This is a genomic window from Actinomycetospora sp. NBRC 106375, from assembly GCF_030269665.1.
GTDB lineage: Bacteria > Actinomycetota > Actinomycetes > Mycobacteriales > Pseudonocardiaceae > Actinomycetospora.
Window position 1 is genome coordinate 162,381 of record NZ_BSTS01000002.1, and the last position, 24,472, is coordinate 186,852.

Annotated in this window: 23 protein-coding genes, 3 tRNA genes and 1 pseudogene; 5 read left to right on the plus strand and 22 right to left on the minus strand. The window is 73.4% G+C overall.

From position 1 onward, the window contains the following. Positions 1-21: 21 nt before the first annotated feature. The 8 genes and pseudogenes from QSK03_RS04235 to QSK03_RS04270 all read right to left on the minus strand — a co-directional run. Positions 22-1,020 (minus strand): annotated as a pseudogene (locus QSK03_RS04235) (ABC transporter ATP-binding protein); the annotation flags it as partial. A gap of 400 nt (positions 1,021-1,420) precedes the next feature. Next, positions 1,421-1,813, minus strand: a complete 393-nt coding sequence (rplL, locus tag QSK03_RS04240; protein ID WP_285648720.1) for a 50S ribosomal protein L7/L12 — start codon at positions 1,811-1,813, stop codon at positions 1,421-1,423. Between the two features lie 47 nt (positions 1,814-1,860). Continuing rightward, positions 1,861-2,460 (minus strand): 50S ribosomal protein L10, encoded by a 600-nt coding sequence (gene rplJ / locus QSK03_RS04245; RefSeq protein ID WP_285648721.1) that lies wholly within the window; start codon positions 2,458-2,460, stop codon positions 1,861-1,863. Between the two features lie 280 nt (positions 2,461-2,740). Further along, on the minus strand, positions 2,741-3,451 hold the full coding sequence (gene rplA / locus QSK03_RS04250; RefSeq protein WP_285648722.1) for a 50S ribosomal protein L1: 711 nt from the start codon (positions 3,449-3,451) through the stop codon (positions 2,741-2,743). An 85-nt stretch (positions 3,452-3,536) separates the two neighbouring features. After that, positions 3,537-3,971 carry a 50S ribosomal protein L11 gene (rplK, locus tag QSK03_RS04255; RefSeq protein WP_285648723.1) on the minus strand — a complete coding sequence of 145 codons (435 nt, stop codon included), beginning with the start codon at positions 3,969-3,971 and terminating at the stop codon, positions 3,537-3,539. Between the two features lie 73 nt (positions 3,972-4,044). Then, complete coding sequence (gene nusG / locus QSK03_RS04260; protein WP_285648724.1) at positions 4,045-5,085, minus strand: transcription termination/antitermination protein NusG; 1,041 nt, start codon at positions 5,083-5,085, stop codon at positions 4,045-4,047. Between the two features lie 68 nt (positions 5,086-5,153). Further along, positions 5,154-5,546 carry a preprotein translocase subunit SecE gene (gene secE / locus QSK03_RS04265; RefSeq protein ID WP_285648725.1) on the minus strand — a complete coding sequence of 131 codons (393 nt, stop codon included), beginning with the start codon at positions 5,544-5,546 and terminating at the stop codon, positions 5,154-5,156. 54 nt (positions 5,547-5,600) lie between these two features. Continuing rightward, positions 5,601-5,673: transfer RNA gene (locus tag QSK03_RS04270), tRNA-Trp, on the minus strand. A gap of 199 nt (positions 5,674-5,872) precedes the next feature. Here QSK03_RS04270 and QSK03_RS04275 point away from each other — a divergent pair. Next, positions 5,873-7,117 (plus strand): pyridoxal phosphate-dependent aminotransferase, encoded by a 1,245-nt coding sequence (locus tag QSK03_RS04275; protein WP_285648726.1) that lies wholly within the window; start codon positions 5,873-5,875, stop codon positions 7,115-7,117. A 61-nt stretch (positions 7,118-7,178) separates the two neighbouring features. After that, a complete protein-coding gene (locus QSK03_RS04280; RefSeq protein WP_285648727.1) occupies positions 7,179-8,063 on the plus strand; it encodes an SGNH/GDSL hydrolase family protein in 885 nt (294 codons plus the stop codon). A 194-nt stretch (positions 8,064-8,257) separates the two neighbouring features. Here the strand turns inward: QSK03_RS04280 and QSK03_RS04285 are convergent, their stop codons facing one another. From QSK03_RS04285 to QSK03_RS04310, 6 genes are all read right to left on the minus strand, one after another. Next, a complete protein-coding gene (locus tag QSK03_RS04285) occupies positions 8,258-8,677 on the minus strand; it encodes a MaoC/PaaZ C-terminal domain-containing protein (RefSeq protein WP_285648728.1) in 420 nt (139 codons plus the stop codon). Beyond that, positions 8,674-9,123, minus strand: a complete 450-nt coding sequence (locus QSK03_RS04290; protein ID WP_285648729.1) for an FAS1-like dehydratase domain-containing protein — start codon at positions 9,121-9,123, stop codon at positions 8,674-8,676. Before QSK03_RS04290 ends, QSK03_RS04285 begins: the two co-directional genes overlap by 4 nt. Before the next feature lie 3 nt (positions 9,124-9,126). Then, positions 9,127-9,291 carry a 50S ribosomal protein L33 gene (rpmG, locus tag QSK03_RS04295; RefSeq protein ID WP_116708438.1) on the minus strand — a complete coding sequence of 55 codons (165 nt, stop codon included), beginning with the start codon at positions 9,289-9,291 and terminating at the stop codon, positions 9,127-9,129. A 56-nt stretch (positions 9,292-9,347) separates the two neighbouring features. Then, a tRNA-Met gene (locus tag QSK03_RS04300) sits at positions 9,348-9,423 on the minus strand. A 62-nt stretch (positions 9,424-9,485) separates the two neighbouring features. Then, a tRNA-Thr gene (locus QSK03_RS04305) sits at positions 9,486-9,558 on the minus strand. Positions 9,559-9,595: 37 nt separating this feature from the next. Next, positions 9,596-11,173 (minus strand): putative bifunctional diguanylate cyclase/phosphodiesterase, encoded by a 1,578-nt coding sequence (locus QSK03_RS04310; RefSeq protein WP_285648730.1) that lies wholly within the window; start codon positions 11,171-11,173, stop codon positions 9,596-9,598. Positions 11,174-11,495: 322 nt separating this feature from the next. On the opposite strand from QSK03_RS04310, the gene QSK03_RS04315 reads away from it, so the two are divergent. Further along, positions 11,496-12,821: a competence/damage-inducible protein A gene (locus QSK03_RS04315; RefSeq protein WP_285648731.1), complete on the plus strand. Its 1,326-nt coding sequence runs from the start codon at positions 11,496-11,498 to the stop codon at positions 12,819-12,821. A 62-nt stretch (positions 12,822-12,883) separates the two neighbouring features. Here the strand turns inward: QSK03_RS04315 and QSK03_RS04320 are convergent, their stop codons facing one another. From QSK03_RS04320 to QSK03_RS04350, 7 genes are read right to left on the minus strand one after another with little or no spacing between them, the layout of a single operon-like run. Further along, a complete protein-coding gene (locus QSK03_RS04320; protein ID WP_285648732.1) occupies positions 12,884-13,693 on the minus strand; it encodes an alpha/beta hydrolase in 810 nt (269 codons plus the stop codon). Next, positions 13,690-15,147, minus strand: a complete 1,458-nt coding sequence (locus tag QSK03_RS04325; protein WP_285648733.1) for a wax ester/triacylglycerol synthase domain-containing protein — start codon at positions 15,145-15,147, stop codon at positions 13,690-13,692. Before QSK03_RS04325 ends, QSK03_RS04320 begins: the two co-directional genes overlap by 4 nt. Beyond that, positions 15,144-16,547 (minus strand): 1-acylglycerol-3-phosphate O-acyltransferase, encoded by a 1,404-nt coding sequence (locus QSK03_RS04330; protein WP_285648734.1) that lies wholly within the window; start codon positions 16,545-16,547, stop codon positions 15,144-15,146. Before QSK03_RS04330 ends, QSK03_RS04325 begins: the two co-directional genes overlap by 4 nt. Beyond that, complete coding sequence (locus QSK03_RS04335; RefSeq protein WP_285648735.1) at positions 16,528-18,810, minus strand: glycerol-3-phosphate 1-O-acyltransferase; 2,283 nt, start codon at positions 18,808-18,810, stop codon at positions 16,528-16,530. Before QSK03_RS04335 ends, QSK03_RS04330 begins: the two co-directional genes overlap by 20 nt. Before the next feature lie 38 nt (positions 18,811-18,848). After that, the gene (locus QSK03_RS04340; RefSeq protein WP_285648736.1) at positions 18,849-20,108 is read right to left on the minus strand and encodes a cytochrome P450; all 1,260 of its coding nucleotides are present in this window, start codon (positions 20,106-20,108) and stop codon (positions 18,849-18,851) included. Beyond that, a complete protein-coding gene (locus QSK03_RS04345) occupies positions 20,105-21,412 on the minus strand; it encodes an NAD(P)/FAD-dependent oxidoreductase (RefSeq protein ID WP_285648737.1) in 1,308 nt (435 codons plus the stop codon). Before QSK03_RS04345 ends, QSK03_RS04340 begins: the two co-directional genes overlap by 4 nt. Positions 21,413-21,416: 4 nt before the next feature. After that, positions 21,417-21,611 carry a ferredoxin gene (locus tag QSK03_RS04350; RefSeq protein ID WP_285648738.1) on the minus strand — a complete coding sequence of 65 codons (195 nt, stop codon included), beginning with the start codon at positions 21,609-21,611 and terminating at the stop codon, positions 21,417-21,419. A gap of 164 nt (positions 21,612-21,775) precedes the next feature. On the opposite strand from QSK03_RS04350, the gene QSK03_RS04355 reads away from it, so the two are divergent. After that, positions 21,776-22,612, plus strand: coding sequence for a crotonase/enoyl-CoA hydratase family protein (locus QSK03_RS04355; protein WP_285648739.1), 837 nt, complete (start codon positions 21,776-21,778; stop codon positions 22,610-22,612). A 25-nt stretch (positions 22,613-22,637) separates the two neighbouring features. Beyond that, positions 22,638-24,188, plus strand: a complete 1,551-nt coding sequence (locus QSK03_RS04360; protein WP_285648740.1) for an acyl-CoA synthetase — start codon at positions 22,638-22,640, stop codon at positions 24,186-24,188. Here QSK03_RS04360 and QSK03_RS04365 read toward each other — a convergent pair. Then, on the minus strand, positions 24,185-24,310 hold the full coding sequence (locus tag QSK03_RS04365; RefSeq protein ID WP_285648741.1) for a hypothetical protein: 126 nt from the start codon (positions 24,308-24,310) through the stop codon (positions 24,185-24,187). The two genes, QSK03_RS04360 and QSK03_RS04365, sit on opposite strands and share 4 nt — an antisense overlap. Positions 24,311-24,472: the final 162 nt, after the last annotated feature.

A 24,472-nucleotide genomic window follows, 5' to 3' on the forward strand; every position in this document is an offset into this window, starting at 1 on the left:
GGTGCGGTCCTGGTCACGGGAGATCCCGTACCGCTCCATGTCCTCCTCGGTCAGCGACTCGAGGATGGCCGTCTGAGCCTTCGGGGGCAGGGTGTGCAGGACCTGCATGACGCGGTCCTTGCGCCGCTGCACCGCCTTGCGCTGGGGCAGGCCCTCGCTGACGTCGAGCTGCGGGTCGATGAAGGACTCCTCGGCCTCGGCCGAACCGCCCTTCTTCTTCAGCTCCGCCATCTCGGCCTCCATCTGGGCCGAGTCCTTCTCCTCGGACATGCCGATCGGGCCGATGCGCCGGCCCTGCAGGAACTGCTGGACCACCGGCTCCTCCGAGGTCAGCAGGACCTCGCGGGGACCGAACATCACGAGGTTGCGGCGGAACAGCATCCCGATGTTGTCCGGGAGCGACCGGGCGGTGCCGAGGTGGTGGGTGACGATGAGGATCGTCGCGTCCAGCTGGGCGTTCAGATCGACGATGAGCTGGTTGAGGTACGCGGTGCGCACCGGGTCCAGTCCCGAGTCGGGCTCGTCGACCAAGATGATCTCGGGGTCGAGCACGAGTGCGCGGGCCAGCCCGGCGCGCTTCTTCATGCCGCCCGAGATCTCGCCGGGGAGCTTGTCCTCGGCGCCGGAGAGCCCGACCATGTCGAGCTTCTCCATGACGATGTCGGAGATCTCCTTCTCGCCCTTGCGGGTGTGCTCACGCAGCGGGAAGGCGATGTTGTCGAACAGGTTCATCGACCCGAACAGCGCGCCGTCCTGGAACAGCACCCCGAACAGTTTGCGGATCTCGTAGAGCTTCGACTCCGAGCACCGCACGAGGTCGGTGTCGTGGATGAAGATCGAGCCCTTCTCGGGCTTGAGCAGTCCGATGATCGACTTCAACAGCACGGACTTACCCGTGCCCGACGGGCCCAGCAGCACGCTCACCTCCCCGGCGGGAAGGGTCAGCGTGACGTCGGACCAGATGTTGGAGCTGCCGAACGACTTCGACAGATTCTTGATCCCGACCTCGACGCCGGCCATGCAGTCCTCCCGGAGAGTCGTGGTGTCGACGCATGCACGCCCTGCTGTTACCGACGCCATGGAGCCGGCACCCCACGAGAGGGGCGTCACGTCTGCAACGACGGAGTGAGGTCGGAGGTTACTCGGCCGGAAACTTGGGCAACGGCCGGGTCGCAGTGGGCCGGTCACGAACGGTGACTGGGCCGGGCGGGTGGCGACGGGCGGTGTGTTTCACGCGATCGGCGGGTGTCGAGCTGCCGCTCGTCTCGCAGACGACCGCCGCACCGTGCCGGATCGCCGGACGGGGCGACACCCGGGCGGGCACTTCTCGACAGTGCCACAGGCCCCGCAGACGACGACGGGGCGGGGACCCTCAGGTCCCCGCCCCGTCGTGCGGTGTCGCGCTGGAGAGCGCGCCCGATCAGGTCAGGCTGATCGAGGCGCCGGCCTCCTCGAGCTTCGCCTTGGCCGCGTCGGCGGCCTCCTTGTTGACGCCCTCGAGGATCGGCTTCGGGGCGCTCTCGACGAGCTCCTTGGCCTCCTTGAGGCCGAGGCCCGAGACGACCTCGCGGACGACCTTGATGACCTGGATCTTCTTGTCGCCGGCGGCGTCGAGGACGACGTTGAACTCGTCCTTCTCCTCCTCGGCCGGGGCAGCGGCACCGCCGCCGGCGGCGGCCGGGGCGGCGGCCGCGACCGGGGCGGCCGCGGTGACCTCGAAGACCTCCTCGAACTTCTTCACGAACTCCGAGAGCTCGATCAGGGTCATGTCCTTGAAGGCGTCGAGCAGCTCGTCGGTGGACAGCTTCGCCATGGTGGGCGCTCCTTCTTCGATGATGGGGGTGTGTGGGGGAGCCGGACTCAGGCGTCGGCTTCGGCGTCCGCGGACTCGACCGCGGCGACCGCGTCCTCGGTGCTGGCGCTGCCCTCAGCGGCGCGCTTGTCCTGCAGGGCCGCCGCGAGGCGGGCGACCTGCGAGGCCGGGGCGCTGAACAGCTGGGCGGCCTTCGTGAGGTTGCCCTTCATCGCGCCGGCGAGCTTGCCGAGCAGCACCTCGCGGGACTCGAGGTCGGCGAGCTTCTCGACCTCGGTGGCGGAGAGCGCGCGGCCCTCCATGTAGCCACCCTTGACGACCAGGGCCCGGTTCTCGCGCTGGAACTCGCGGAGCGCCTTGGCGGCGTCCACGGGCTCACCGGCGACGAACGCGATGGCCGTCGGGCCGACCAGCAGGTCGTCGAGACCCTCGACCCCGGCGTCGGCGGCAGCCCGCTTGACCAGGGTGTTCTTGGCGACGGTGTAGGTGACGTCCGAGCCCAGCGAACGACGCAGCTTGGAGATCTGCTTCATCGACAGGCCGCGGTACTCGGTGACGACCATGGCCGACGCGTCGCGGAACTCCGCGGCGATCTCGGCGACCGAGGCCACCTTGTCGGCGGCCGGAGCTCTCGTCTCAGCAGCCATGCGCGCCTCCTTTCTGTCCTCGGGCGACCGCGGGGGGCCCGGAACGACGAAACGCCCCGTGCGCAGGCGCACGGGGCGTCGGGACGAGCGCGGGCCGATGGCCCGGACGGCGTCGCGACCCTCGTCCTCCTGCGCGGGCCGCCCCGTCGTGGGGCACTTCGTCCGACCGGGCGGGCCCGGACGGAGACCAGCGGTCTCGGGTGGATCTCAGGTTCGATCTGATTTCAGTCTACGCGGCGGTGGTGACGCCCCGCGCAGCAGGGCGGCACCACCACCGACCTCACGCCTCGGCGGCGAGGAGGTTGCGCGTGCGGTTCGGGTCGACGGGGATGCCGGGACCCATCGTCGTGGTGACGGTGATCTTCTTGATGTACCGGCCCTTCGCGGCGGCCGGCTTGGCGCGCAGGATCTCGTCCAGCGCGGCGCCGTAGTTCTCGACGAGCTTCTCGGTGTCGAAGCTGGCCTTCCCGATGATCAGGTGGAGGTTGGCCTGCTTGTCGACGCGGAAGTTCACCTTGCCGCCCTTGATGTCGCCGACGGCGCGCGCGACGTCCGGGGTGACCGTGCCGGTCTTCGGGTTCGGCATGAGCCCGCGCGGCCCGAGGATGCGGGCGACCCGGCCGACCTTGGCCATCTGGTCGGGCGCGGCGACGGCGGCGTCGAACTCGAGCCAGCCGCCCTGGATCCGCTCGATGAGGTCGTCGGAGCCCACGACATCGGCGCCGGCCGACTCGGCGGCCGCGGCGGTATCGCCGGTGGCGAACACGATGACGCGGGCGGTCTTGCCGGTGCCGTGCGGCAGGTTCACGGTGCCGCGGACCATCTGGTCGGCCTTGCGCGGGTCGACACCCAGGCGCATGGCGACCTCGACGGTCGCGTCCATGGACGTCGTCGACGTCTCCTTGGCCAGGGTGGCCGCGTCGAGCGGGCTGTAGAGCTTGTCGAAGTCCACCTTCTCGGCGGCCTTCAGGTACGCCTTGCTGCGCTTCATGTTCTGTCCTTCGTGGATCAGGTGTGGTCAGGGCTGCGCGGCCCTCCCACGGGGTCGTCGGCCGGTGGTCACCGGCCGACGGGGGTCACTCGGCGACCGTCAGGCCCATCGACCGGGCGGTGCCGGCGATGATCTTCGAGGCCTGGTCGAGGTCGTTGGCGTTGAGGTCCGCCATCTTGGTCTGCGCGATCTCGCGGACCTGCTCCTGCGTGACCGAGCCGACCTTCTTGCTGTGCGGCGTCGCGGAGCCGGACTTCACGCCGGCCGCGGCGAGCAGCAGCTTGGCCGCCGGCGGGGTCTTGAGCTCGAAGGTGAAGGACCGGTCCTCGTAGACCGAGATCTCCACCGGCACGACCTGACCGCGCTGCGCCTCGGTGGCCGCGTTGTAGGCCTTGCAGAACTCCATGATGTTGACGCCGTGCTGACCCAGGGCCGGGCCGACCGGCGGTGCCGGCGTCGCCGCGCCGGCGCTGATCTGCAGCTTGACGATGGCGGAGAGCCGCCGCTTCTTCGGGGGCATGACTTCCTCGTTGTCGGGATGGTGGCGACACGGAGCGCAGCGGAGCTGGCGCCGACGTCAGGGGCGGGCTGGATCAGATCTTCGAGACCTGGTTGAAGCCCAGCTCGACCGGGGTCTCCCGGCCGAAGATCGAGACGAGCACCTTGAGCTTCTGGGCGTCGACGTTGACCTCGGAGATGCTGGCCGGGAGCGTCGCGAACGGGCCGTCCATGACGGTGACGGACTCCCCGACCTCGAAGTCGACCTCGACCGCGGGCTTGCTGCCGAACGACTCGGTGCCGGCCTTCTCCGCGCCCTTGGCCTTCTTCGGCGTCTCCTGGCGCGGGAGGAGGAACTTGACGACCTCGTCGAGGGTCAGCGGCGACGGGCGCGACGTCGCGCCGACGAAGCCGGTGACGCCCGGGGTGTTGCGCACCGCGCTCCACGAGGCGTCGTTGAGGTCCATCCGCACGAGGATGTAGCCGGGCAGCACCTTGCGCTGGACCTGCTTGCGCTGCCCGTTCTTGATCTCGGTGACCTCCTCGGTGGGCACCTCGACCTGGAAGATGAAGTCCTCGACGTCCAGGGTCTGGACACGGGTCTCGAGGTTGGCCTTCACCTTGTTCTCGTAGCCCGCGTAGGAGTGCACGACGTACCAGTCGCCGGGGGCGAGCCGCAGCGAGTCCTTGAGGGCCTGGGCCGGGTCGACCTCCTCCTCGGCCTCGGCGGCCTCGGCGACGTCGGCGGTCTCGGCGGCGGGCTCCTCCTCGACCTGCAGGTCGTCCTCGGTGTCCTCGCGGGCGGCGACATCGCCGGTGCCCGCGGACTCCTCGGGGAGATCACTGTCGTCCTCGTCGCCGCCGAGCGCGGCCCGGGCGGCGGCCAGGTCGGCCTCCGGGTCGTGCGCCTCGTCGACGTCCTCGCCCTCGCCGGCCTCACGGGCCTCCCGCGCGGCCCGGGCGACCTCGCCGTCGTCGAGCGTGGCGGGGTTCTCCTCGGTGCTGAGGTCCCCGTAGGTGCCACTGCCCTCGCGCACCATGACGCCACGCGTGCGCGACTCGCCGACGAGCTCGGGCTCGCCGCCGTCGGGGGTCGTGCCGTCGTCGGGCTCTGCGCCGGATCCTGCGGAGGTCACTTCTGTCTCACTTCCTTTGCACGGCGGGCACCGCGGCGCGGTGCCCGGCCGGCCGCTCGGCGGAACGGTCAGCCGAAGAGGGCGAACACGGCCTTGGCGAACACCCAGTCGAGACCCGCCACGAGGGCCACCATGAACGACACGAACACGAGGACGACGGCCGTGTAGACCACGATCTGCCGCCGGGTCGGCCAGTGCACCTTGCGGAGCTCGGCCACCACCTCGCGCAGGAACCGACGGAGGCGGGCGAGCACCGACCCCTCCGACGTCGCCTGGGGGCGGTCACGTGTCGGGGTGGCCGTCCCTTTCCCGCCGGTGCGCCGCGCGGAGTCGCCGGACCCGTCGGCCGACCCGTCGCCCGCGCTGTCCGCCCCCGCGCGCCGACGACGTCCCGCGGCGGTGACCGGACGCGCGTCGTCGTCGTCGCTCGCGCGCCGACGCCGGCTGCTGTCCTCGCTCACTACGCCGTCCTCACCGTCCTCGTCGCCCCCGCGGGGCCTTCCTCGCCATCGGTGCAGGGGCGACAGGACTTGAACCTGCAACCTGCGGTTTTGGAGACCGCTGCTCTGCCAATTGAGCTACGCCCCTGTGGCGTCCCCGGAGGCACGCCCCGGACGGATCGGCGGCGCTGTCCCACGGCGACGAGCGCGCGGGAGCGACGGACGAAGCGTCCTGGAGAACCATGCTACGTCAAGCACCGGAGGAGGACGGCGCCGGGGCGCGTCGGCGCCGGGAGACCTCCCCGGGCAGGCCGGTCGCGGGAAGCGGTCTGCCAGAATCCCTTGTCATGACGTCGTCGTCCACCTCGGTGTCCCTCCAACCCGCTGCCACCGACCGCCGCATCTCGGCCCGGGTCGGCGGCATCGCGGAGTCGGCGACGCTGGCCGTGGACGCGAAGGCGAAGGCGCTGAAGGCCGCCGGCCGACCGGTCATCGGGTTCGGGGCCGGCGAGCCGGACTTCCCCACGCCCCAGCCGGTGGTCGACGCGGCGATCGCGGCCTGCTCGGACCCCAAGAACCACCGCTACTCCCCCGCCGCAGGCCTGCCCGAGCTGCGCGACGCGATCGCGGCGAAGACCGCCCGCGACTCGGGGTGGCAGGTCGAGGCCCGCCAGGTCCTCGTCACCAACGGCGGCAAGCAGGCGGTGTTCGAGGCGTTCGCGACGCTGATCGACCCGGGCGACGAGGTCCTGCTGCCCGCGCCGTACTGGACGACCTACCCCGAGGCCGTGCGGATGGCCGGCGGCGACCCCGTCCAGATCGACACCGACGAGTCGACCGACTTCCTGCCGACCGTCGAGGCCCTGGAGGCCGCGCGCACCCCGCGCACGAAGGCGCTGCTGTGGTGCTCGCCGTCGAACCCCACCGGCTCGGTGGCGCCCCGCGAGCTCGTCGAGGCCGTCGGGCGCTGGGCCGCCGAGCACGGCGTGTGGGTGATCGCCGACGAGATCTACGAGCACCTCGTCTACGACGGCGCCGAGCACGTGTCCATGCCCGTCGCCGTGCCCGAGATCGCCGACCGCTGCGTCGTGCTCAACGGCGTCGCGAAGACCTTCGCGATGACCGGCTGGCGCGTCGGCTGGATGATCGGGCCGGCGGACGTCGTCGCGGCCGGCATCAACATGCAGTCGCACCTGACCTCGAACGTCTGCAACGTCGCCCAGCGCGCGGCGCTCGCGGCCGTCACCGGTCCGCTCGACGCCGTCGCGGAGATGCGCGCGGCGTTCGACCGCCGCCGTCGCGTGATAGTCGAGCTGCTCTCCGGGATCCCCGGCGTCACGTGCCCCACGCCGCGCGGCGCCTTCTACGCCTACCCCTCGGTGGCCGGCCTGCTCGGCAAGGAGCTGCGCGGCGAGCGCCCGCAGACCAGCGTCGACCTCGCCGCCCTGGTGCTCGAGCACGCCGAGGTGGCGGTCGTGCCGGGCGAGGCCTTCGGCACCCCGGGCTACTTCCGTCTCTCCTACGCCCTCGGCGACGACGACCTGCGCGCGGGCGTCACCCGGATGGGCGAGCTGCTGGCCGAAGCCCGCTGAGCCGCGCGATCATCCCGCCCGACGGTCCCGCCGGGGCCCCCGTGTCCTTGGAGGAGTGCCGGTGGGCTCTCGCCCGGTCGTCCTGCGCGTGCTCGTCACCGTCGCCGTCGGGGTCCTCGGGCTCGTCGTCGCGCCCGTGGCGATGGGCGCCCCGGCGTCCGCCGGGCAGACCTACGTCGCGCTCGGTGACTCCTACACGGCCTCGCCGCTGACCGGAGCACCCGCCGGCCCGCCGCCGGGCTGCCTGCGGTCGAAGAACAACTACCCGCACCTCGTCGCGGAGCGCACCGGCGCGCAGCTCACCGACGTCAGCTGCAGCGGCGCGCAGACCAAGGACTTCGCGGCGCCGCAGGCGGTGCAGGGCGGCGCGAACCCGCCGCAGTACGACGCCCTCGGCACCGGCACCCAGCTCGTGACGGTGGGCATCGGCGGCAACGACATCGGGTTCTCCGAGATCGTCCAGAACTGCGTGAGCCCGACGCCGTTCGGCACGCCCTGCGAGGACCGCTACACGGTGGGCAGCCACGACGAGATCGAGGCGCGCATCGACACGCTGGGCGACCGTCTCGACGACGTCCTCGACGAGGTCCACGACCGCGCCCCCGCCGCCCGCGTGCTGCTCGTCGGCTACCCGTCGGTGCTGCCCGCCGAGGGTCCCGGCTGCTACCCGCTCGTGCCCTACACCGCCGGCGACGTCGCGTACCTCCGCGGCGTGCTCGGGCACCTCAACGACACCATCGCGGACGCCGCGTCGGACGGGGACGCGACCTACGTCGACACCGCGACGCCGACCGTCGGCCACGACGTCTGCGCGGTGCCGGGGCAGCGCTGGATCGAGGGGCTCGTCCCCACGGCCCCGGCCGCCCCGGTGCACCCGAACGCCCTCGGCGCCCAGGCCCTGGCCCGCGCCGTCCTCGCCACCCTCGGCGTCCCCGCCGCCGCCTGACATCCCCGGGCCCGCCCCGGGAGCGCGCCCGCCCGCGAGTGCGCCCTCCGAGAACGAACGAACGGCGCTCTCGCTGCTTCGGTAGCAGCGAGAGTGCCGTTCGTTCGTCGGGCGTGGGCGCACACGGCGCAGCGATCCCCACCGACCGGCGGCAGCGGGGTCCGTCTCGCCGGGCGGACGACCGCCTCGACGGTCTAGCGCGGGCGGACGACGGCGACGGCCTTGCCGAGGACGCCTTTGCCCTCGTGGGTGGCCGTGATGCTCACCGTGCGGGCACCGTCGTCGGCGATCTCGGTGACCTTCCCGCCCAGCTCGACGGTGGCGCCCGTGTCGTCGTCCGGGACGACCACGGGGCGCGTGAAGCGCGTGGAGAACGAGACGACGGCGGCCGGGTCGCCGGCCAGGTCGGCGACGTAGCGCGCGGCCAGCGACATGGTCAGCATGCCGTGCGCGATGACGCCGGGCAGGCCGACGTCGACGGCGACGCGCTCGTTCCAGTGGATCGGGTTGAGGTCGCCCGAGGCGCCGGCGTAGGCGACGAGGTCGGCGCGGGTGATCATCGCCGTGCGTGGCTCCAGCTGGTCGCCCGCGGCGGCGTCGGACAGGGCGCTCATGCGTCGGGCTCCGCGCGGCCGACGAGGACGGCCCGGGTGGTCAGGACGTCGCCACCGTCGGCGTCGGTGACGTCGCAGCGGAAGGTGATGACGTCGTTGCCCGCCAGGTCGCGGATGTCCTCGACGACGACCACCGAGGTGACGACGTCGCCGGCGTACAGCGGGCGGGACAGCTCGATCGACTGCTCGCGGTGCACGACGCGGGTGAAGTCGAGGCCCAGCGCCGGGTCGTCGACGACGCGCCGGGTCGCGGGCCAGGTGAAGACCACCGGGAACGTCGTCGGGGCGACGACGTCGGTGTGGCCCGCGGCCCGCGCGGCCTCACGGTCGTGGTGCACGGGGTCGTCGGCGCCGATCGCCGCGGCGAACTCCCGGATCTTCGCCAGCGAAACCTCGTAGGTCTCGGCGGGCCAGGTCCGGCCGACGAACGAGGCGTCGAGCGGCACGCGTCAGCGGGTCTCGCGGTGACCGCGGTGGGTGCCGCAGTGCGGGCAGAACTTCTTGATCGTCAGGCGATCGGGGTCGTTCCGCCGGTTCTTCCGCGTGATGTAGTTGCGGTTCTTGCACTCCTCGCAGGCCAGCGTGATCTTCGGACGGATGTCGGTGGTGGCCACGGAGCTTCCTCTCACTGTCGATGCTGCAGCCGCGGGACGGGCCCGCGGGGCCGGGCTGGTAGCGGTGGCCGGACTTGAACCGGCGACACAACGATTATGAGCCGTTTGCTCTACCGACTGAGCTACACCGCCGCGATGAGCTCTCCGTCGCATGACGAAGCCGGCGAACCCAGGTCCGCCGGCTGCTCACCGAGAGCCCCTTTACGGAATCGAACCGTAGACCTTCTCCTTACCATGGAGACGCTCTGCCGACTGAGCTAAAGGGGCCTGCCCCGGGGGGCGACCACTAGACTACCGCCTGCGCTCACGCGATGAGCGTGCGGGGTCCCGGCACGGTGCCGTGTGAGTCGGGCCGTTCGTCGAGGGAGTCGAGCCAGGTGTCGAAGCACCGCGCGGGCAGCGGGCGCGAGACGAGATAGCCCTGGGCGACGTCGCAGCCCATCTCCGCGAGCGCCACGCGGACCGCCGCCTGCTCGACGCCCTCGGCGACGACCGTGAGGCCCAGCGTGTGGCCCATCTCGACGATCGCGCGGACGACGGCGACGTCGCCGTACTCGGTGCCCATGCCGAGCACGAAGCTCTTGTCGATCTTGACCTGGTCGACGGGCAGCCGGCGCAGGTGAGCGAGCGACGACTGCCCGGTGCCGAAGTCGTCGACCGCGAGGTGGCAGCCCAGCGCGTTGAGCCGGCGCAGTACCGGCAGCGCCACGTCGCGCTCGGAGGACACCCCGGACTCGGTGAGCTCGAGCGTGAGCAGCTCGGGCGGCACGCGGTGGCGCGCGAGCAGGCCCGCGACCTCGTCGGCGAAGCCGGCGCCGGTGATGCTGTCGGTGGTGCCGAGGTTGCCGACCGAGACGTTGACCGCTACCGACAGCCGCATCCCGCGGTCGAGCCAGCGCCGGGCCGCGGCGAGCGACTCGTCGAGCACGAACGACGTCAGCTCCGCGATCTGGCCGGTGGCCTCGAGGACCGGGACGAACTCGTCGGGCAGCAGCAGGCCGAGCTCCGGGTGGTCCCAGCGCGCGAGCGCCTCCACCCCGACGACGGTGCGCTCCCCCAGCGAGACCACGGGCTGGAAGTCGACCCGGACGTCGCGGCGGGCCACGGCCGCCGAGAAGCCGCGGATCAGGCGCAGCCGCCGGGCCGCCCGCTCGCCCATGCTCGGCTCGTAGCAACGCACCGGCTCCGCGCCGTCGCGGGTCGCGGCGAGCGCGACGTCGGCGCGACGCAGCAAAGCGGCGACGCGGTCGGGCCCGGCCGGGACGTCGGCGAGCCAGGGTCCGTCGGCGGCGACGCCGATGACCACCGGCGGCTCGAACCGGACGCCCTCGACGAGGTAGGGCGCGAGGAGACGCTCGCGCAGCGCCTCGGCCGCGACGTGGGCGTCGTGCCCGTCGACGTGCGGCAGGAGCACGGCGAACGTGTCGCCCTCGAGGCGGGCAATCACCGGGCCCTGCTCGTCGAGGGACGGGAAACGCACGCTGACCAGGCGCTCGGAGGCGAGGCGGACGAAGACCTCGCCGCGCGCGTGCCCGAGGGTGTCGTTGACCTGGCCGAGCAGGACGAGGTCGACCACGGCGACCGCGCCGGCGCCGCCGTCCCCGCGGGTGGTGAACGCGGCGTGCAGGAAGCCCTCGCGGTTGAGCAGGCCCGTCAGCGGGTCGTGGTGGGCGTCGCGGCGCAGGCGTTCGGCCAGGTCGGCGGCCTCGGCGTCGTGCCGGCGACGGCGGATCCGCTGGACGAGCAGCACCGCGACCGCGGTCGCGAGCACCAGCACGAGCAGCACCGACAGGACGACGACGCCGGTGGTGGACGGGCCCCCGGCGGACGGGGTGGAGGTGGCGGTGAGAGCTGCGGCCGACGCGACACGAGCGGTCGTCACGGCACCCCACCCTTCCCGCTCGCCTCGACGATGGTCGGCCGACAGCCGCCGCGTGTCCTCTGCTGTCGTTCCGAGCACATATCGTCGCTCCGTTCACCCTGTGCAACAAATCGTGCTCGGGCGACCGACGAGTAATTCACTCCTCCGGCCCATCATGCACCCTGCGCTTTCCCCAACGATGACCCACCGGTGCAGATGCGACCGGCGAGGCACCCCGTCCGTGTCCCGACCGGGCTACGCCGGATCTCCGCGCCGGTCGTCCGGCCGGGAACCGTGGGTTCTGGTGGGATGGCGGGAACGGACTCGGGACAGGGGTGCAGAGGTGGCCGACGCGGGCAGTGCCGTCGACGGGGTGCGGGCGGGGATCGTCGCGACCGGCAGCGAGCTGCTGACCGGGCGGATCACCGATCGGAACGGCCCCTGGGTCGCCGAGCGCCTGGGCGAGCTGGGCGTCGAGGTGTCGCACCTGGTGCTCGTCGGCGACCGCGGTGAGGACATGGCCGCGGCACTGCGGTTCCTCGCCGGCGACGGCATCGACCTCGTCGTCACCACCGGCGGTCTCGGGCCCACCGCCGACGACCTGACCGCCGAGGTCGTCGCCGAGGAGACCGACCGCCCGCTCGAGCTCGACGAGCGCATGGAGAAGGTCGTCGGCGACATCATCGCGAAGTTCGCCGACCGGCTGCGCTGGGACGCCGATGCCCTGGCGGCCGCCAACCGCAAGCAGGCGATGGTGCCGCGCGGCGCGACGCCCATCCACCCCGCCGGCACCGCACCCGGGCTCGCCGTGCCGCCACACCCCGAGCGCGGCGGCCCCACGGTGCTGGTGCTGCCCGGCCCGCCGCGCGAGGTCCGCGCGATGTGGGAGGACGCGCTGGCCACGGAGCCGGTCCGCGCGGTCCTCGCCCGCACCGCGCCCTACGCCGAGACCCACCTGCGCCTGTTCGGCGTGCCCGAGTCGGAGATCGCCGCGACCCTGCGCGACGTCGGCGCCGAGGTCGATCTCGCGCCGCTCGAGATCACCACCTGCCTGCGGGACTTCACCCTCGAGGTCGACCTCCGCCACGCTCCGGCGTCGGCCCCGGCCGCGAGAGCGCGTGACGCCGTGGTGGCCGAGATCGACCGCCGGCACGGGAAGGCGGTGTTCTCGCGCACCGGGCAGTCGATCGACGAGCTGCTGTTCGACCTGCTCGACGGCCAGGTCGTGGCGACGGCGGAGTCGTGCACCGGGGGCCTGCTCGCCGGGCGCCTCACCGCGCCGGCCGGCGCCTCGGCGCACGTCGCCGGCGGCGTCGTCTCGTACTCCAACGACGCCAAGGCCGATGTGCTCGGCGTGCCCCGGGAGCTCATCGACACCCACGGCGCCGTCTCGCCGCAGGTCGCCGAGGCCATGGCCGACGGGGCGCTCGCCCGCTTCGGCGCGACGATCGCGGTCGCGATCACCGGCGTCGCCGGACCGGGCGGCGGCACCGAGGCCAAGCCGGTCGGCTACGTGTGCTTCTGCGTGCGCACCAGCGACGGTCGCACCCTGTCCCGCGACCCCGTGCTGCCGGGTGAGCGCGGCGACGTCCGGGAGCGCTCGGTCGTGCTCGCGATGCACCTGATGCGGCGCGTGCTCACCGGGGAGGGCGAGCCGGCACCCGTCTGACGCGAGTGATCGAAGTACCGATACGGACGCTCAGCGTCTGTGACGGCACTTCGCTGACAACCTCAGGCGACCCGGGCGATGAAGGCGGAGATGTCGTCGAGGATGGCGTCGTTGGTCGTCTCGTTGAGGACCTCGTGCCGGGCGCCGGGTTCGATGCGGCTGGTGACGTCGCTGCCGCCGAGCTTCTCCATCACCGGCCGGGTGGAGTCGAGCGGGACGAGCTGGTCGTCCTCGCCGTGGACCCAGAGCACCGGCAGGTCGCCGAAGCCCGGGCCGTCCGCGATCGCCTGCACCGACGCGACGAACGCCTCGAGGGTCGGGCGCTTGAACGGGCCGTGCCAGACGAGCGGGTCGGCGGCGTAGGCCTCGCCGACCGCGGGGTCGCGGGAGAGCACCGCGGGATCGATCGGGACCTCGGGGATCGGGTCGTACTCGAGCAGCCCGAAGATCCCCGGGCTGCCGCCGCTGACCGGGCCGGTGAGGACGAGGCCCGTGAGGGCGTCGGGGAACCGCTGGGCGTAGCGCGTCGCGAGCAGCCCGCCCATCGAGTGCCCGAGCAGCACGACCGGCAGGCCGGGGTGCTCCTCCAGGGCCAGGAGCCGGACCCGGTCGACGTCGGTGACCATGTCCTCGACGTCCTCGACGACCACCCGGTCGCCCTCGGAGCGCCCGTGGCCCAGGTGATCCGGCGCGTAGACGACGCCCCCGTCGCGGGCGAGGCGGTCGAGGACGTGGGCGTAGCGCCCGGAGTGCTCGCCGTAGCCGTGGGCGAGGACCACGATGTGCCGGGGCGGACCGTCGGGGTCGCGCCGGCGCACGTAGACGCGCCCGCGGGTGCCGTCGATCTCCAGGTCCGTCTCGGTGCCGATCATGACGTCCTCTCCTCGGTGCGGGTCGTGCCCGGGACCAGGGCCAGCACCTCGGCGAAGCCGTCGGCGAGGTCCTGCTCGAAGCCCGGCAGGTCGGTGAAGGACGCGGCGTCGAGGTTCGCGGCGACGCAGCACGTCTGTCCGTGGGTCACCATCGCGATCATCGCCGCGCAGCCGGGCAGAGGCGCGAACGGGTAGGAGCGCACGATCCGCGCGCCGGCGAGGAACGCGTCCTCCCGCAGCCCGGGGATGTTGCTGGCCTGCAGGTCGTTGCTCTTCGTCGCGCCGCCCCCGAACCCGGCGACGACCGGCCCGGGCAGCCGGGCGAGCCAGGCGCTGACGATCTCGACGCTCTCCAGCGCCGGCTCACCGAGCGCGATCTTCATCCGCCGCCGGACGTCGACGACGCGGGCGGCCGGGTCGACGATCCCGACCGGCGCCGAGAGCCGGGCCGGGGCGAAGTGGTTGCCGCCGGGCTCGTGCTCCTCCCGGCGGATCGACACCGGCAGCGTCACCGGCATGAGCCGGTCCGGCGGCAGCGGGTCCCCCCGGCGCTGCGAGTACCGGCGGAACGCGCCGAGCAGGCCGGCGACGTAGGCGTCGTTCACCGATCCGCCGACCGACTTCCCGGCAGCACGCAGGTCGGCGAACGGGACGTCGATCGTCCGAAAGCGCCAGGACGGGCTGCGCAGCTCCAGCGCGGGCAGGGGCGGCGCCGGCGGCGGCGAGAGGACCCGGCGCGCCGAAACGACGTAGGCGACGGCGTCGCGGACGGCACGGTCGGGCCGGATCAGCGACGCCGCGGCACCCACCACGCCGCGCACGGCTCCGCCGACGAGCCCGAGGTCGCTGCGCACCTGGCGCACCACCTCGTGGCCCAGCGTCGCGGGCGGCCCCGACGGCGGCGGGGGCTGGGGCTTGTCGGTCATCGGCGCGCGGGAGCGCGAGTGCAGCCCGGCCAGCAGCTGCGCCAGTCCCATCCCGTCGGAGAGGACGTGCGACAGCTTGAACACCAGCGCGGCCCCGCCGTCGGGCAGCCCGCCGACGAGCGTCGCCTCCCACAGCGGGCGGGACGGGTCGAGCGGCGTCATCGCGATCTGCTCGGCGAGGGTGAGCAGGCCCGCCCGGTCCTCGCCGTCGGGCAGCCGGAGGCGGCGCACGTGGTAGTGCAGGTCGAAGTCGGGGTCGAGCGCCCAGTGCGGCGTCCCGGCTCCGAGGAACGGCGTCACGATCCGCTCGCGGAACCGCGGGACGACCCGGGACGCCCAGTCGGTGGCGGCGAGGAAGCGGTCCCAGTCGGGCTCGAGGTCGAGGATCTCGACGATGACGACGGTCGAGCGCATCCGCGGGTCGGCCTCGACCCGCCACATCAGCGCCTCGAACCCCGTCAGCTCCTCCGAGCGGGACCAGAGCAGGCGGCCGTCGTCGCTGCGCGGCGGCGTGGGATCGAGACTCACCGGGCGCCCTCCAGGGCCTCGACGAAGCGGGCGCGGACGTCCTCGACGTGGTCGTTCATCGTGGCCAGGGTCCACGTGGACGTGTCCACGGGCGGCAGCACGTCGACGTGCACGGTGCCGCCGCGCAGCGTCTGGTGCCCGCGCCACATGACCTCGCCGGCGTCGTGGATCACGATCGGCACCATCGGCACGCCGGCCTGCATCGCGATGTGGAAGGCGCCCTTCTTGAAGCGCCCCAGCCGCGGCGTGGGCGAGCGGGTGCCCTCGGGGGCGATGGCCAGCGACCAGCCCTCGTCGCGCAGCTTGCGGACCGCGGGCTCGAGGGCCTCCCTCGCCTGCGCGGTGTTGCCGCGGTCGACGAACGCCACCCCGGCCAGGCTGAACATCGCGCCCCAGAGCGGGATCGACGCCGCCTCCGCCTTGGCCACGCCGGTGAACCCGCCGCGCAGGAGCTTCATCAGTAGCGCGACGTCGATCTTCGACTGGTGGTTGAAGACGAACACGCAGGGGCGCGCGGACCACAGGTGCTCCGCGCCGGTGACCTCGACGTCGATCCCGGCCAGGGCGAGGCCCAGGTCGCCGGTCACCGAGCACGCCAGGTCGACCATGTGGCGCCGCGACCCGCGGGCGAGCCCGACGGCGGCCGCGGTGCCCGCCGCCCCGAGGAAGGCGCCGTAGAAGCCGGCGGTGCGCAGCACGTCGCCCGGCGTCGCCAGCGTGCCGCCGCGGGGCGCGACGGGCAGCACCGGGACGTCGAGGTCGTCGGGTGCCGGGCCCACGAGCATCGGGTGCTCGGCGGCGGTCAGCAGCGCCTCCGCGCCGCCGCCGGCGTAGGCGAACGCCGCCGGCCGCCCGGCGAGCGCCGCGGCCACCGCCTGCGCCTTCTCCTTCCCCGCGTCGTCGAGCAGCACGGGGCCCTCGACCTCGCCGGTGAGCACCCGGTCGCGCACGACGACCTCGGTGGCGACCAGCTCGTCCGCCCCGAGGTCCTCGGCCAGCGGGGCGAGCACCGGGCGCGGGGCGTGCCCGCAGAGCACGACGTGGTGGCCGGCGCGGCGGTGCTCGGCGACCAGCGCCCACGTCTCGGGCCGCACGGCCGCGCCGAGGTCGTCGCGCAGCACGGCGCGGGCCCGCCGGGCGACGGCGTCCTCGCCGTGGCCCGCCCAGCTCGCCACGAGCCGGCGCACCGCGTCCTCGTCGTCCCCGCCGCTCGCGATCAGCGCGACGTCGCCGGGCAGCGCGCGCCAGGCGGTGCGCCCGGCGCGCAGGGCCTCCCCCGCGTGCGCCGCGACCGCCGATGTCGCGAGCAGGGCCGTCTCGTCGACCACGGCGACGCTGTCCGCGGGCGCGGCCCGGATCGCCGCGCGCCGGGCCGCGAGCTCACTGCTGTCCGCCGGCACCGAGGGCCTCCTCCCGCAGTTCATGCTCCCGCTCCCCGGCGCGGCGCAGGCGGTCGCGGACGGCGGCGACCTCGTCGCGCCACGCGGCACGCGACCCCGGGCCGGCGTCCGCACCGAGGAGCTCGCGATTGTCCGCCGCCCGCAGCGCCGAGGAGAACAGTTCGCGCGAGACGACGTCGGCGCCGTGCAGCAGCTGCTGGCGCCACCACTGCTGCCCGAGGCCGGTGCAGGCGTCGAGGAAGGCGTCGCGGTCGTCGACGGCGCCCTCCTGCTCGGCGAGGACGGTCGCCGCCACCCACTGGGCCTCGACGAACGGGAGCAGGGTCCGCGGCGCGACGAGCAGCTCGGCCCGGCCGAGCAGCGCCGCGGCCCCGTGCCCCGAGGCGGGCGCATCGGTCCGGTCCGGCGCGAGGCGCCGCAGCTCGCCCAGCAGCTCGTCGCGGTACTCGCGCTTGCGGGAGAAGAAGAACTCGAACTTGAGCAGGTCGCGCAGCTGCAGCGCCGCCTCCCAGCACACCTCGAGAATCTCCTCCTGGGGCAGCTCGCTCCCGCGCGCGCCGGCGGCGTCGACGGCGGCGAGGAGCCCCATCTCGAGCACGGCGCGGTTCAGCAGGTGGTGCAGGACGCCGTTGCGGTAGAACGCGGCGACGTGGTGGCGGTCGGAGCCGATCGACCAGACGGTCTGCGGCCCGCCGTCGAACCGTTCGACGACGCCCACCGACACCAGCCGCCCGAGCGTCTCGTCGAGGCTCTCGTCGGAGGAGAGGTCCCCGATCGCGGGGTGTCGCTCCAGGAGCCGGCGGACGGGCTCCACGATCGCCCGCACCTGCTCGAACGTCAGCGCGCGCCCGCCCGCGCCGAGCAGCGCGAACGTGACGACCGAGGTCGGCGTCACGGGCGTGGCCCGGTTGATGCCGACGCAGATCCGGAAGGCGACCTTCTCGAGCTGCGAGCGCCCCTTGCCGGCCTCGGCGAGGGCGGCGCGCAGGGCCAGTGGCTCGCCGAAGCGGATGCGGGCGGACCCGATGCGGCGCTGCTGGTCGCGCATGTAGCCCGCGAGCCAGCCGAGGCCCTCGGCCTTCTTGCCGGCACCGCCCTGCTCCGCGGCCAGCGCACCCACCTCGTGGAGCTGGTCGTAGTGGATCGACACGGGCACCAGCAGCGGGTCCGCGCCGGGCGATCCCTCCGGGAGCTGGTCGGCGGCGTCGACGAGGTAGCGCAGCAGCCCGTACTTCGGCGGGCGCAGCTTCCCGGTGCGGGTGCGGCCGCCCTCGATGTACCACTCGAGGTTGAAGCGCTTGTCGAGCAGGTGACCGAAGTACTCGCGCACCGCGAACTTGTAGACCGCGTCGTCGCCGAAGCTGCGGCGGATGAACACGATGCCCGCGCGGCGCCCCAGCGTGCCCAGCGGCCAGAACGCGAGGTTGTTGCCGCCGAGCACGTGGTTGCGGGGGAAGTCGTGGGCGTGCAGCACCTCGGCGAGCACCAGCGGGTCGGCGTAGCTGCGGTGGGAGGGCAGGAACACCAGCGGCCGGGCGCGACCCTGCTCGCGCAGGCTCTCCAGGCTCGTGGTGTCGACGTCGACGTCCCAGGCCTTGCGGTGCAGCGGGCTCATCACCGTGCGGAACGCCTCGATCGCCGGCGGGCTCTGCACGGCCGCCATCTCGGTCAGGCAGCTCGACGTGCGCTCGAGGACCTCGTCGACCGACAGGTCGAGGTCCGCCGCCAGGGCCTCGGCCCGCCGGCGCACCGCGGCCGAGGCGACGATCTGCTCGGCCATCAGCCGCGGGACCTTGTACCGGTCACCGGTGACCCGGCGCTCGGCGCGGTCGCACGCGAGCGTGGCGCGGCGGCGCACGAACGCCACGAAGCCCTCGCCGTCCGGCTCGCCGAGCTCGCGGTCGCCCTCGGTGCGCAGCTGGGCCACCGTCGCCGCGTCACCGGCGACGACCCGCGCCTTCTCCTCGGACCACCCGCGCACGCGGGCGTAGGTGTGCCGCAGCCCGCGGCGCCGCGGGGTCAGGGAGAGCAGGTCGCCCCAGGCCGGGGCCGCCGAGGACTCGCGCTCGTCGGGCGGCCACACGACCCGGACCGGCACCACGGTCGTCTCGGCCCCGGACCCGTCGAGGGCCCCGGCGAGCTCGCGCCCGCCGTCGGGCACGACCTGGACCAGGTCGTCGCCGTAGGTCTCCTCGGCCCAGCGGCGGACCAGCTCGCGCTCGGTCCGCGACCGGGCTCCGGAGAGCACCAGCGTCTGCACCACGTCGTGCTCCCTGCGTCCGGTCCCGGGTCGGGACGGCGTCAGCCCCCGAGCGAGCAGGGCATCGTCTTGACCGCGTGCACGAAGTTGCTGCGCAGCGTCTCGGGCTCGCCGACGGTCAGGTCCGAGACCCGGGTCAGGAGCTGCGAGAAGATCTGCCGCAACTGCGTGCGCGCGAGCATGTTGCCCATGCAGAAGTGGGGTCCGCCACCCCCGAACCCGACGTGCGGGTTGGGGTCGCGCGCGAGGTCGAGGCGCAGCGGGTCCGCGAAGACGTCCGCGTCCCGATTGCCCGACTCGTAGAACATGACGACCTTGTCGCCCGCCGCGATGTCCTGCCCGCGCAGCTCGGTGTCCTGGGTCGCGGTCCGGCGGAACGTGAGCACCGGGCTCCCGTGGCGCACGAACTCCTCCACCGCGCCGCCGACGCGGCCCTCGAGGTCCTCGACGAGCCAGGCGCGCTGGTCGGGGTTCTCGGTGAGCCCGCGCATCGCGTGGGCGATCGTGTTGCGGGTCGTGTCGTTGCCCGCGACCGACAGGAGCACGAAGAACGCGCCGATCTCGTCGTCGGTGAGCCGCTGGCCGTCGACCTCGGCCGCCACGAGGTTGGTCATGAGGTCGTCCCGCGGGTCCCGCCGCCGGGCCTCCGCGAGTTCGAGCGCCGGGCCCAGCAGGCCCGCCAGGGCCTGGCCCGCCGCCTGCAGCGGATCCTCGAGCCCGAGGTTCTCGAGGACGTCGGGGTCGTTGGTGGCCACCAGGAGGTCCGCCGCCTCGGCGAGCGGGTCCTGGTACTCCACGGGTGCGCCCATGAGGTCGTAGATGGTGCCCATCGGCAGCTGCTTGGCCACCAGCGCGACGAAGTCTCCGTCACCGTGGTCGAGGAGGTCGTCGACGATCCGCTCGGCACGCTCGGCGATGCGGCTCTCGATCGTCCGGACCTGCTTGGGGGTGAACGCGGCACTGACGATCTTGCGGAGCTGGGTGTGCCGCGGCGCGTCCATCGCGAGGAACGACTGGGAGGCCTCGAGCAGCTCGGGCGGCGCGTCCTGGAACTGCACGCCCTGCCCCGAGCAGAAGATCTTCGGGTTCTTGCTGACGTGGCCGATGTCGGCGTGGCGCACGACCGCCCAGAACCCGGCGTCCCCCTCGCCCGGCATGAGCATGCCCTCGGGCGGGCGGTGCCAGGAGATCGGGCGCTGCTCGCGCAGCTCCCGGAACGTCGCATCGCGCTCGGCCATCGGCCGGCCCCAGAAGTCGAGGCTCGAGAGGTCGAGCGGGTCGAGATCCGGCGTGCCGGTCACGAGCTCGCTTCCCGCTGCTTCTCGGCGGCCTTCTGCGCCCGGGCCGCCCGGCGCTGCTCGGCCAGCTCCAGGGCGTCGTCCCAGCTCTTCCGGCCGCCGATGAGGCGCCGGTACTTCATGACCTCGGCGGGCATGTCGACGGCGAGCGCGCCGACGATCCGCTCGCCCGCCCGGTAGATCGCCGTGAACGGCCCGCCCTCGGTGTCGTCGCCGGCCACGACCTCGATGTGGTCGGCTCCGTCCTCGGGGGCGACGCCGACGAACTGGACGCGGCCGTCGTACCAGTCCGACCAGAAGTACGGGACGGTCTCGTACGCGGTCGCCGAGGCCGGGTCGACGGCGTTGCGGGCCGCGCGCCCGCCCTGGTCGGCCGCCGACGTCCAGTGCTCCAGGCGCATCGGGCCGTCGACGACGCCGGAGAACAGCCCGTTCGGCCAGCGCGCGACGTCGCCCGCGACGTAGACGCCGTCCGCGGCGGCCAGGGTCTCGTCGGCCACGACGCCGTCGTCGAGCGTCAGCCCGGAGCCCTCGAGCCAGTCGGTCGTGGGCCGTGCCCCGATGCCGACGACGAGCACGTCGGTCGCGACCTCGGTGCCGTCGCCGAGACGCACGCCGGTCACCCGACCCCGCCCATGGGTCGAGCTCCGCTCCGCTGCGTCTCCCGCCTCCGCGAGCACCTCGGAGACCGCCACCCCGGTGCGGACGTCGGTGCCCTGCGCGCGGTGCAGGTGGGTCAGCGCGCGGCCCATGCGCTCGCCGACCGCCCGGGCGAGCGGGGTCTCGAGCGCCTCGAGGATCGTCACCTCGAGGCCGAGCTTGCGCCCCACGGCGGCCACCTCGGAGCCGATGAAACCCGCGCCGACGACCGTGAGCCGCCGCGCGCCGCCGCGCAGCGCCGCCCGCAGCGCCTGGGCGTCGTCGAGGGTGCGCACCGTGTGCACGCCCGCGATCCCCTCGGTGCCCGGCAGCGTCCGCGCGTGCGCGCCGGTGGCGATGACGAGCCCGTCGTAGGGCACCGCGCGGTGGGCGACGGTGACCGTGCGCCCGGTGGTGTCGAGTGCGGAGGCCGGCGTGCCGAGCAGCAGCTCGACCTCGAGGTCGCCGGCGAAGGTCTCCTCCTCGCGGTAGCGCGGGTCGGGGCACTCGTCGGCCGAGAGGTACTCCTTGGACAGCGGGGGCCGGTCGTAGGGCAGGTGCTCCTCGGCCCCGATCAGCGTCACGTCGCCGTCGAACCCGTCGCGCCGGACCGCCTCCACCGCGCGCAGCCCCGCCAGCGAGGCGCCGACCACCACCAGCCGCGGCACGCCCCTACTCGCCCTCGAGCGAGAGCGCCTCGGTCGGGCAGCTGGCGACGGCCTCGCGGACCTCGCCCTCCTGCCCCTCGGGCACCTCCTCGCTGTGCACGATCAGCGACCCGTCGTCGTCCACCTCGAACACGTCGGGGGCGAGGGACTCGCACATGCCCATCCCGGTGCACCGGTCCCAGTCGACGACGATCCTCATGCGTGACCTCCCACCTCGGCAGCGCCCGAGGGACGGGCGCGCGGCACGGACCATAACGTGCGTCATGGTGGCGGCGCGAGACCTGCGTCACCACTCGATCACTCCGCGCGACGGGCGCGCCACGTGAGACGGTGCGCGCAGGACGACGAAGGGAGAACGGCGACGTGAGCACGCTCGACGTCGACGCACCAACCCCGACGGCGCTGTCGGTCACCCGCGACGACGGTGTCGCGACGGTGCGCCTGGCACGGCCCGAGGCCGCCAACGCGCTCGACCGCACGCTCTGGCAGGAGATCCGCGCGACGTTCCGCGCCCTCGACGCCGACCCGGCCGTGCGCGTCGCCGTGCTCACCGGCGAGGGCAGGCACTTCTGCGCCGGGATCGACCTGTCGATGCTCGCCGAGATCCAGGGCATGGCCCCGGTAGGCGCCGACCCCGGCCGGGCCCGGGAGGGCCTGCGCCGCCTGATCCTCGACCTGCAGGACGTCCTCACGACCGTGGAGCGCTGCCGGGTCCCCGTGCTCGCCGCGATCCAGGGCGCGTGCGTCGGGGCGGGGCTCGACCTCGCCGTCGCGTGCGACCTGCGCTACGCCACCCCGCGGACGAGGTTCTCGCTCAAGGAGGTCGACATGGGCCTCGCCGCCGACGTCGGCGTCCTCCAGCGCCTGCCCCGCATCGTCGGCGAGGGCCGGGCCCGCGAGATGGCCTACACCTGCCGCGACGTCGGCGGCGCCGAGGCCGCGACCACGGGCCTGGCCAACGCGTGCGTCGAGGACGACGACCTGCTCCCCCACGTCACCGAGGTCGCCCGGGGCCTCGCCGCGAAGTCGCCGCTGGCGCTGCGCGGCACCAAGCACGCGATCACCTACGCCCGCGACCACACGATCGCCGATGGCCTCGACCAGATCGCGACGTGGAACGCCTCGGCGCTGATCTCCGACGACCTCACCGAGGCCGTCACCGCCTTCACCGAGCGCCGCGCGCCCCGCTACCGCGACTAGGCAGGCCGATCCCAGGGAGACGACGATGTACCCCGGCACCTTCGCCGCCACCGCCCCCGACCGCCCGGCCGTCATCATGGCCGAGACCGGCGAGGGGCTGACCTATCGCCAGCTCGAGGACGGCTCGGTGCGCCTCGCGCGCACGCTGCACGAGCACGGCCTGCGCCGCGGCGACGTCGTCGCCCTGCTCTCGGACAACCACCCGCGCGTCTTCGAGGTCTACTGGGCCGCGCAGCGCGCGGGGCTGCTCGTGACCGCCGTGAACCACCACCTCTCCGCGGACGAGGCCTCGTACATCGTCGACGACTGCGGCGCGCGGGCCCTCGTCGTCTCGGCCGCGAAGGACGAGCTGGCCGAGGCGATCGTCGGGACGACCCCGCGGGTGACGCTGCGGCTCGCGTTCGGCGGCAGCGTGGCGGGGCACCGCGACTACGACGAGGTCGTCGGCCCGCAGAGCCCCGAGCCGATGGCCGACCAGCCCCGCGGCGGCGACATGCTCTACAGCTCCGGCACCACCGGCCGCCCCAAGGGCATCAAGCCGAACCTCGTCGACCGCCAGATCGACGAGCCGGGCGACCTGTACCTCGCGGTGTTCGTGCCGATGTACGGCTTCGGCGAGGACACGGTCTACCTCTCCCCGGCGCCCGTGTACCACGCGGCGCCGCTGCGCTTCGGCGCCACGATCCAGTCCAGCGGCGGCACCGTCGTGATGATGCACCGGTTCGACCCGGAGCAGGCGCTGGCCGCGATCGAGCGCTACCGCGTGACCCACAGCCAGTGGGTGCCGACGATGTTCGTGCGCATGCTCAAGCTGCCCGAGGAGACCAGGACCCGCTACGACGTCTCCAGCTTGCGCGTGGCGATCCACGCCGCGGCGCCGTGCCCGGTGGACGTCAAGCGGGCGATGATCGACTGGTGGGGCCCGGTGCTCTACGAGTACTACAGCTCGAGCGAGGCGAACGGGATCACGTTCATCGACTCGCGGCAGTGGCTCGAGCGTCCCGGCTCGGTGGGTCTGGCCGGCCTCGGCACGATCCACGTCTGCGACGACGAAGGACGCGAGCTCGCGGCGAACGAGGTCGGCACCGTCTACTTCGAGCGCGACCGGGTGCCGTTCGAGTACCACAACGACCCCGAGAAGACCCGCGGCTCCCAGCACCCCGAGCACGAGACGTGGACGACGACCGGCGACCTCGGCTACGTCGACGCCGACGGCTTCCTCTACCTCACCGACCGCAAGAGCTTCATGATCATCTCGGGCGGCGTGAACATCTACCCGCAGGAGATCGAGGACGTCCTCACCCTCCACGAGGCCGTGGACGACGTCGCGGTGATCGGCGTGCCCGACGCGGAGATGGGCGAGTCGGTCTTCGCCGTCGTCCGGCCCGCCCCCGGCCGCGAGCCGTCGGAGGCGCTGGCCGAGGAGCTGCTCGAGCACGTGCGCGGCCGGATCGCGCGGTACAAGACGCCCCGCCGGCTGGTGTTCACCGACGACCTGCCGCGCACCCCGACCGGCAAGCTCGTCAAGCACCGCCTCCGCGAGCGGTACGCCGCCGGGGAGTTCGCCGTCGTCTAGAAGAGCGAGCGGAAGAACGTCGCGATCGACGACAGCGCGTTGCCGATGATGGCCAGGATCGAGCGGACGACGTCGGCGGCGCCCACGGGCTGGGCGATGACGAAATAGAGCACGACAGCCACGACGACGACGATCAGGAACCGTCTCAATCCCTTGGACATGCGCTCGTGCCGCTCCCGTCCTCCCGGCCCCGCGCGCCACGTCCGTGGGTGGGCGCAGCGTGCACCGACCGTAACGCGACCCTCCCGTACACGGGTGCCACTTCGACGGAGTGTCGCGACGTC

Coding starts and splice junctions, on each gene's coding strand:
- rplL (WP_285648720.1), bottom strand. CDS start 1,813: ATGGCGAAGCTGTCCACCGACGAGCTGCTCGACGCCTTCAAGGACATG.
- rplJ (WP_285648721.1), bottom strand. CDS start 2,460: ATGGCTGCTGAGACGAGAGCTCCGGCCGCCGACAAGGTGGCCTCGGTC.
- rplA (WP_285648722.1), bottom strand. CDS start 3,451: ATGAAGCGCAGCAAGGCGTACCTGAAGGCCGCCGAGAAGGTGGACTTC.
- rplK (WP_285648723.1), bottom strand. CDS start 3,971: ATGCCCCCGAAGAAGCGGCGGCTCTCCGCCATCGTCAAGCTGCAGATC.
- QSK03_RS04275 (WP_285648726.1), top strand. CDS start 5,873: ATGACGTCGTCGTCCACCTCGGTGTCCCTCCAACCCGCTGCCACCGAC.
- QSK03_RS04285 (WP_285648728.1), bottom strand. CDS start 8,677: ATGAGCGCCCTGTCCGACGCCGCCGCGGGCGACCAGCTGGAGCCACGC.
- QSK03_RS04320 (WP_285648732.1), bottom strand. CDS start 13,693: ATGATCGGCACCGAGACGGACCTGGAGATCGACGGCACCCGCGGGCGC.
- QSK03_RS04350 (WP_285648738.1), bottom strand. CDS start 21,611: ATGAGGATCGTCGTCGACTGGGACCGGTGCACCGGGATGGGCATGTGC.
- QSK03_RS04360 (WP_285648740.1), top strand. CDS start 22,638: ATGTACCCCGGCACCTTCGCCGCCACCGCCCCCGACCGCCCGGCCGTC.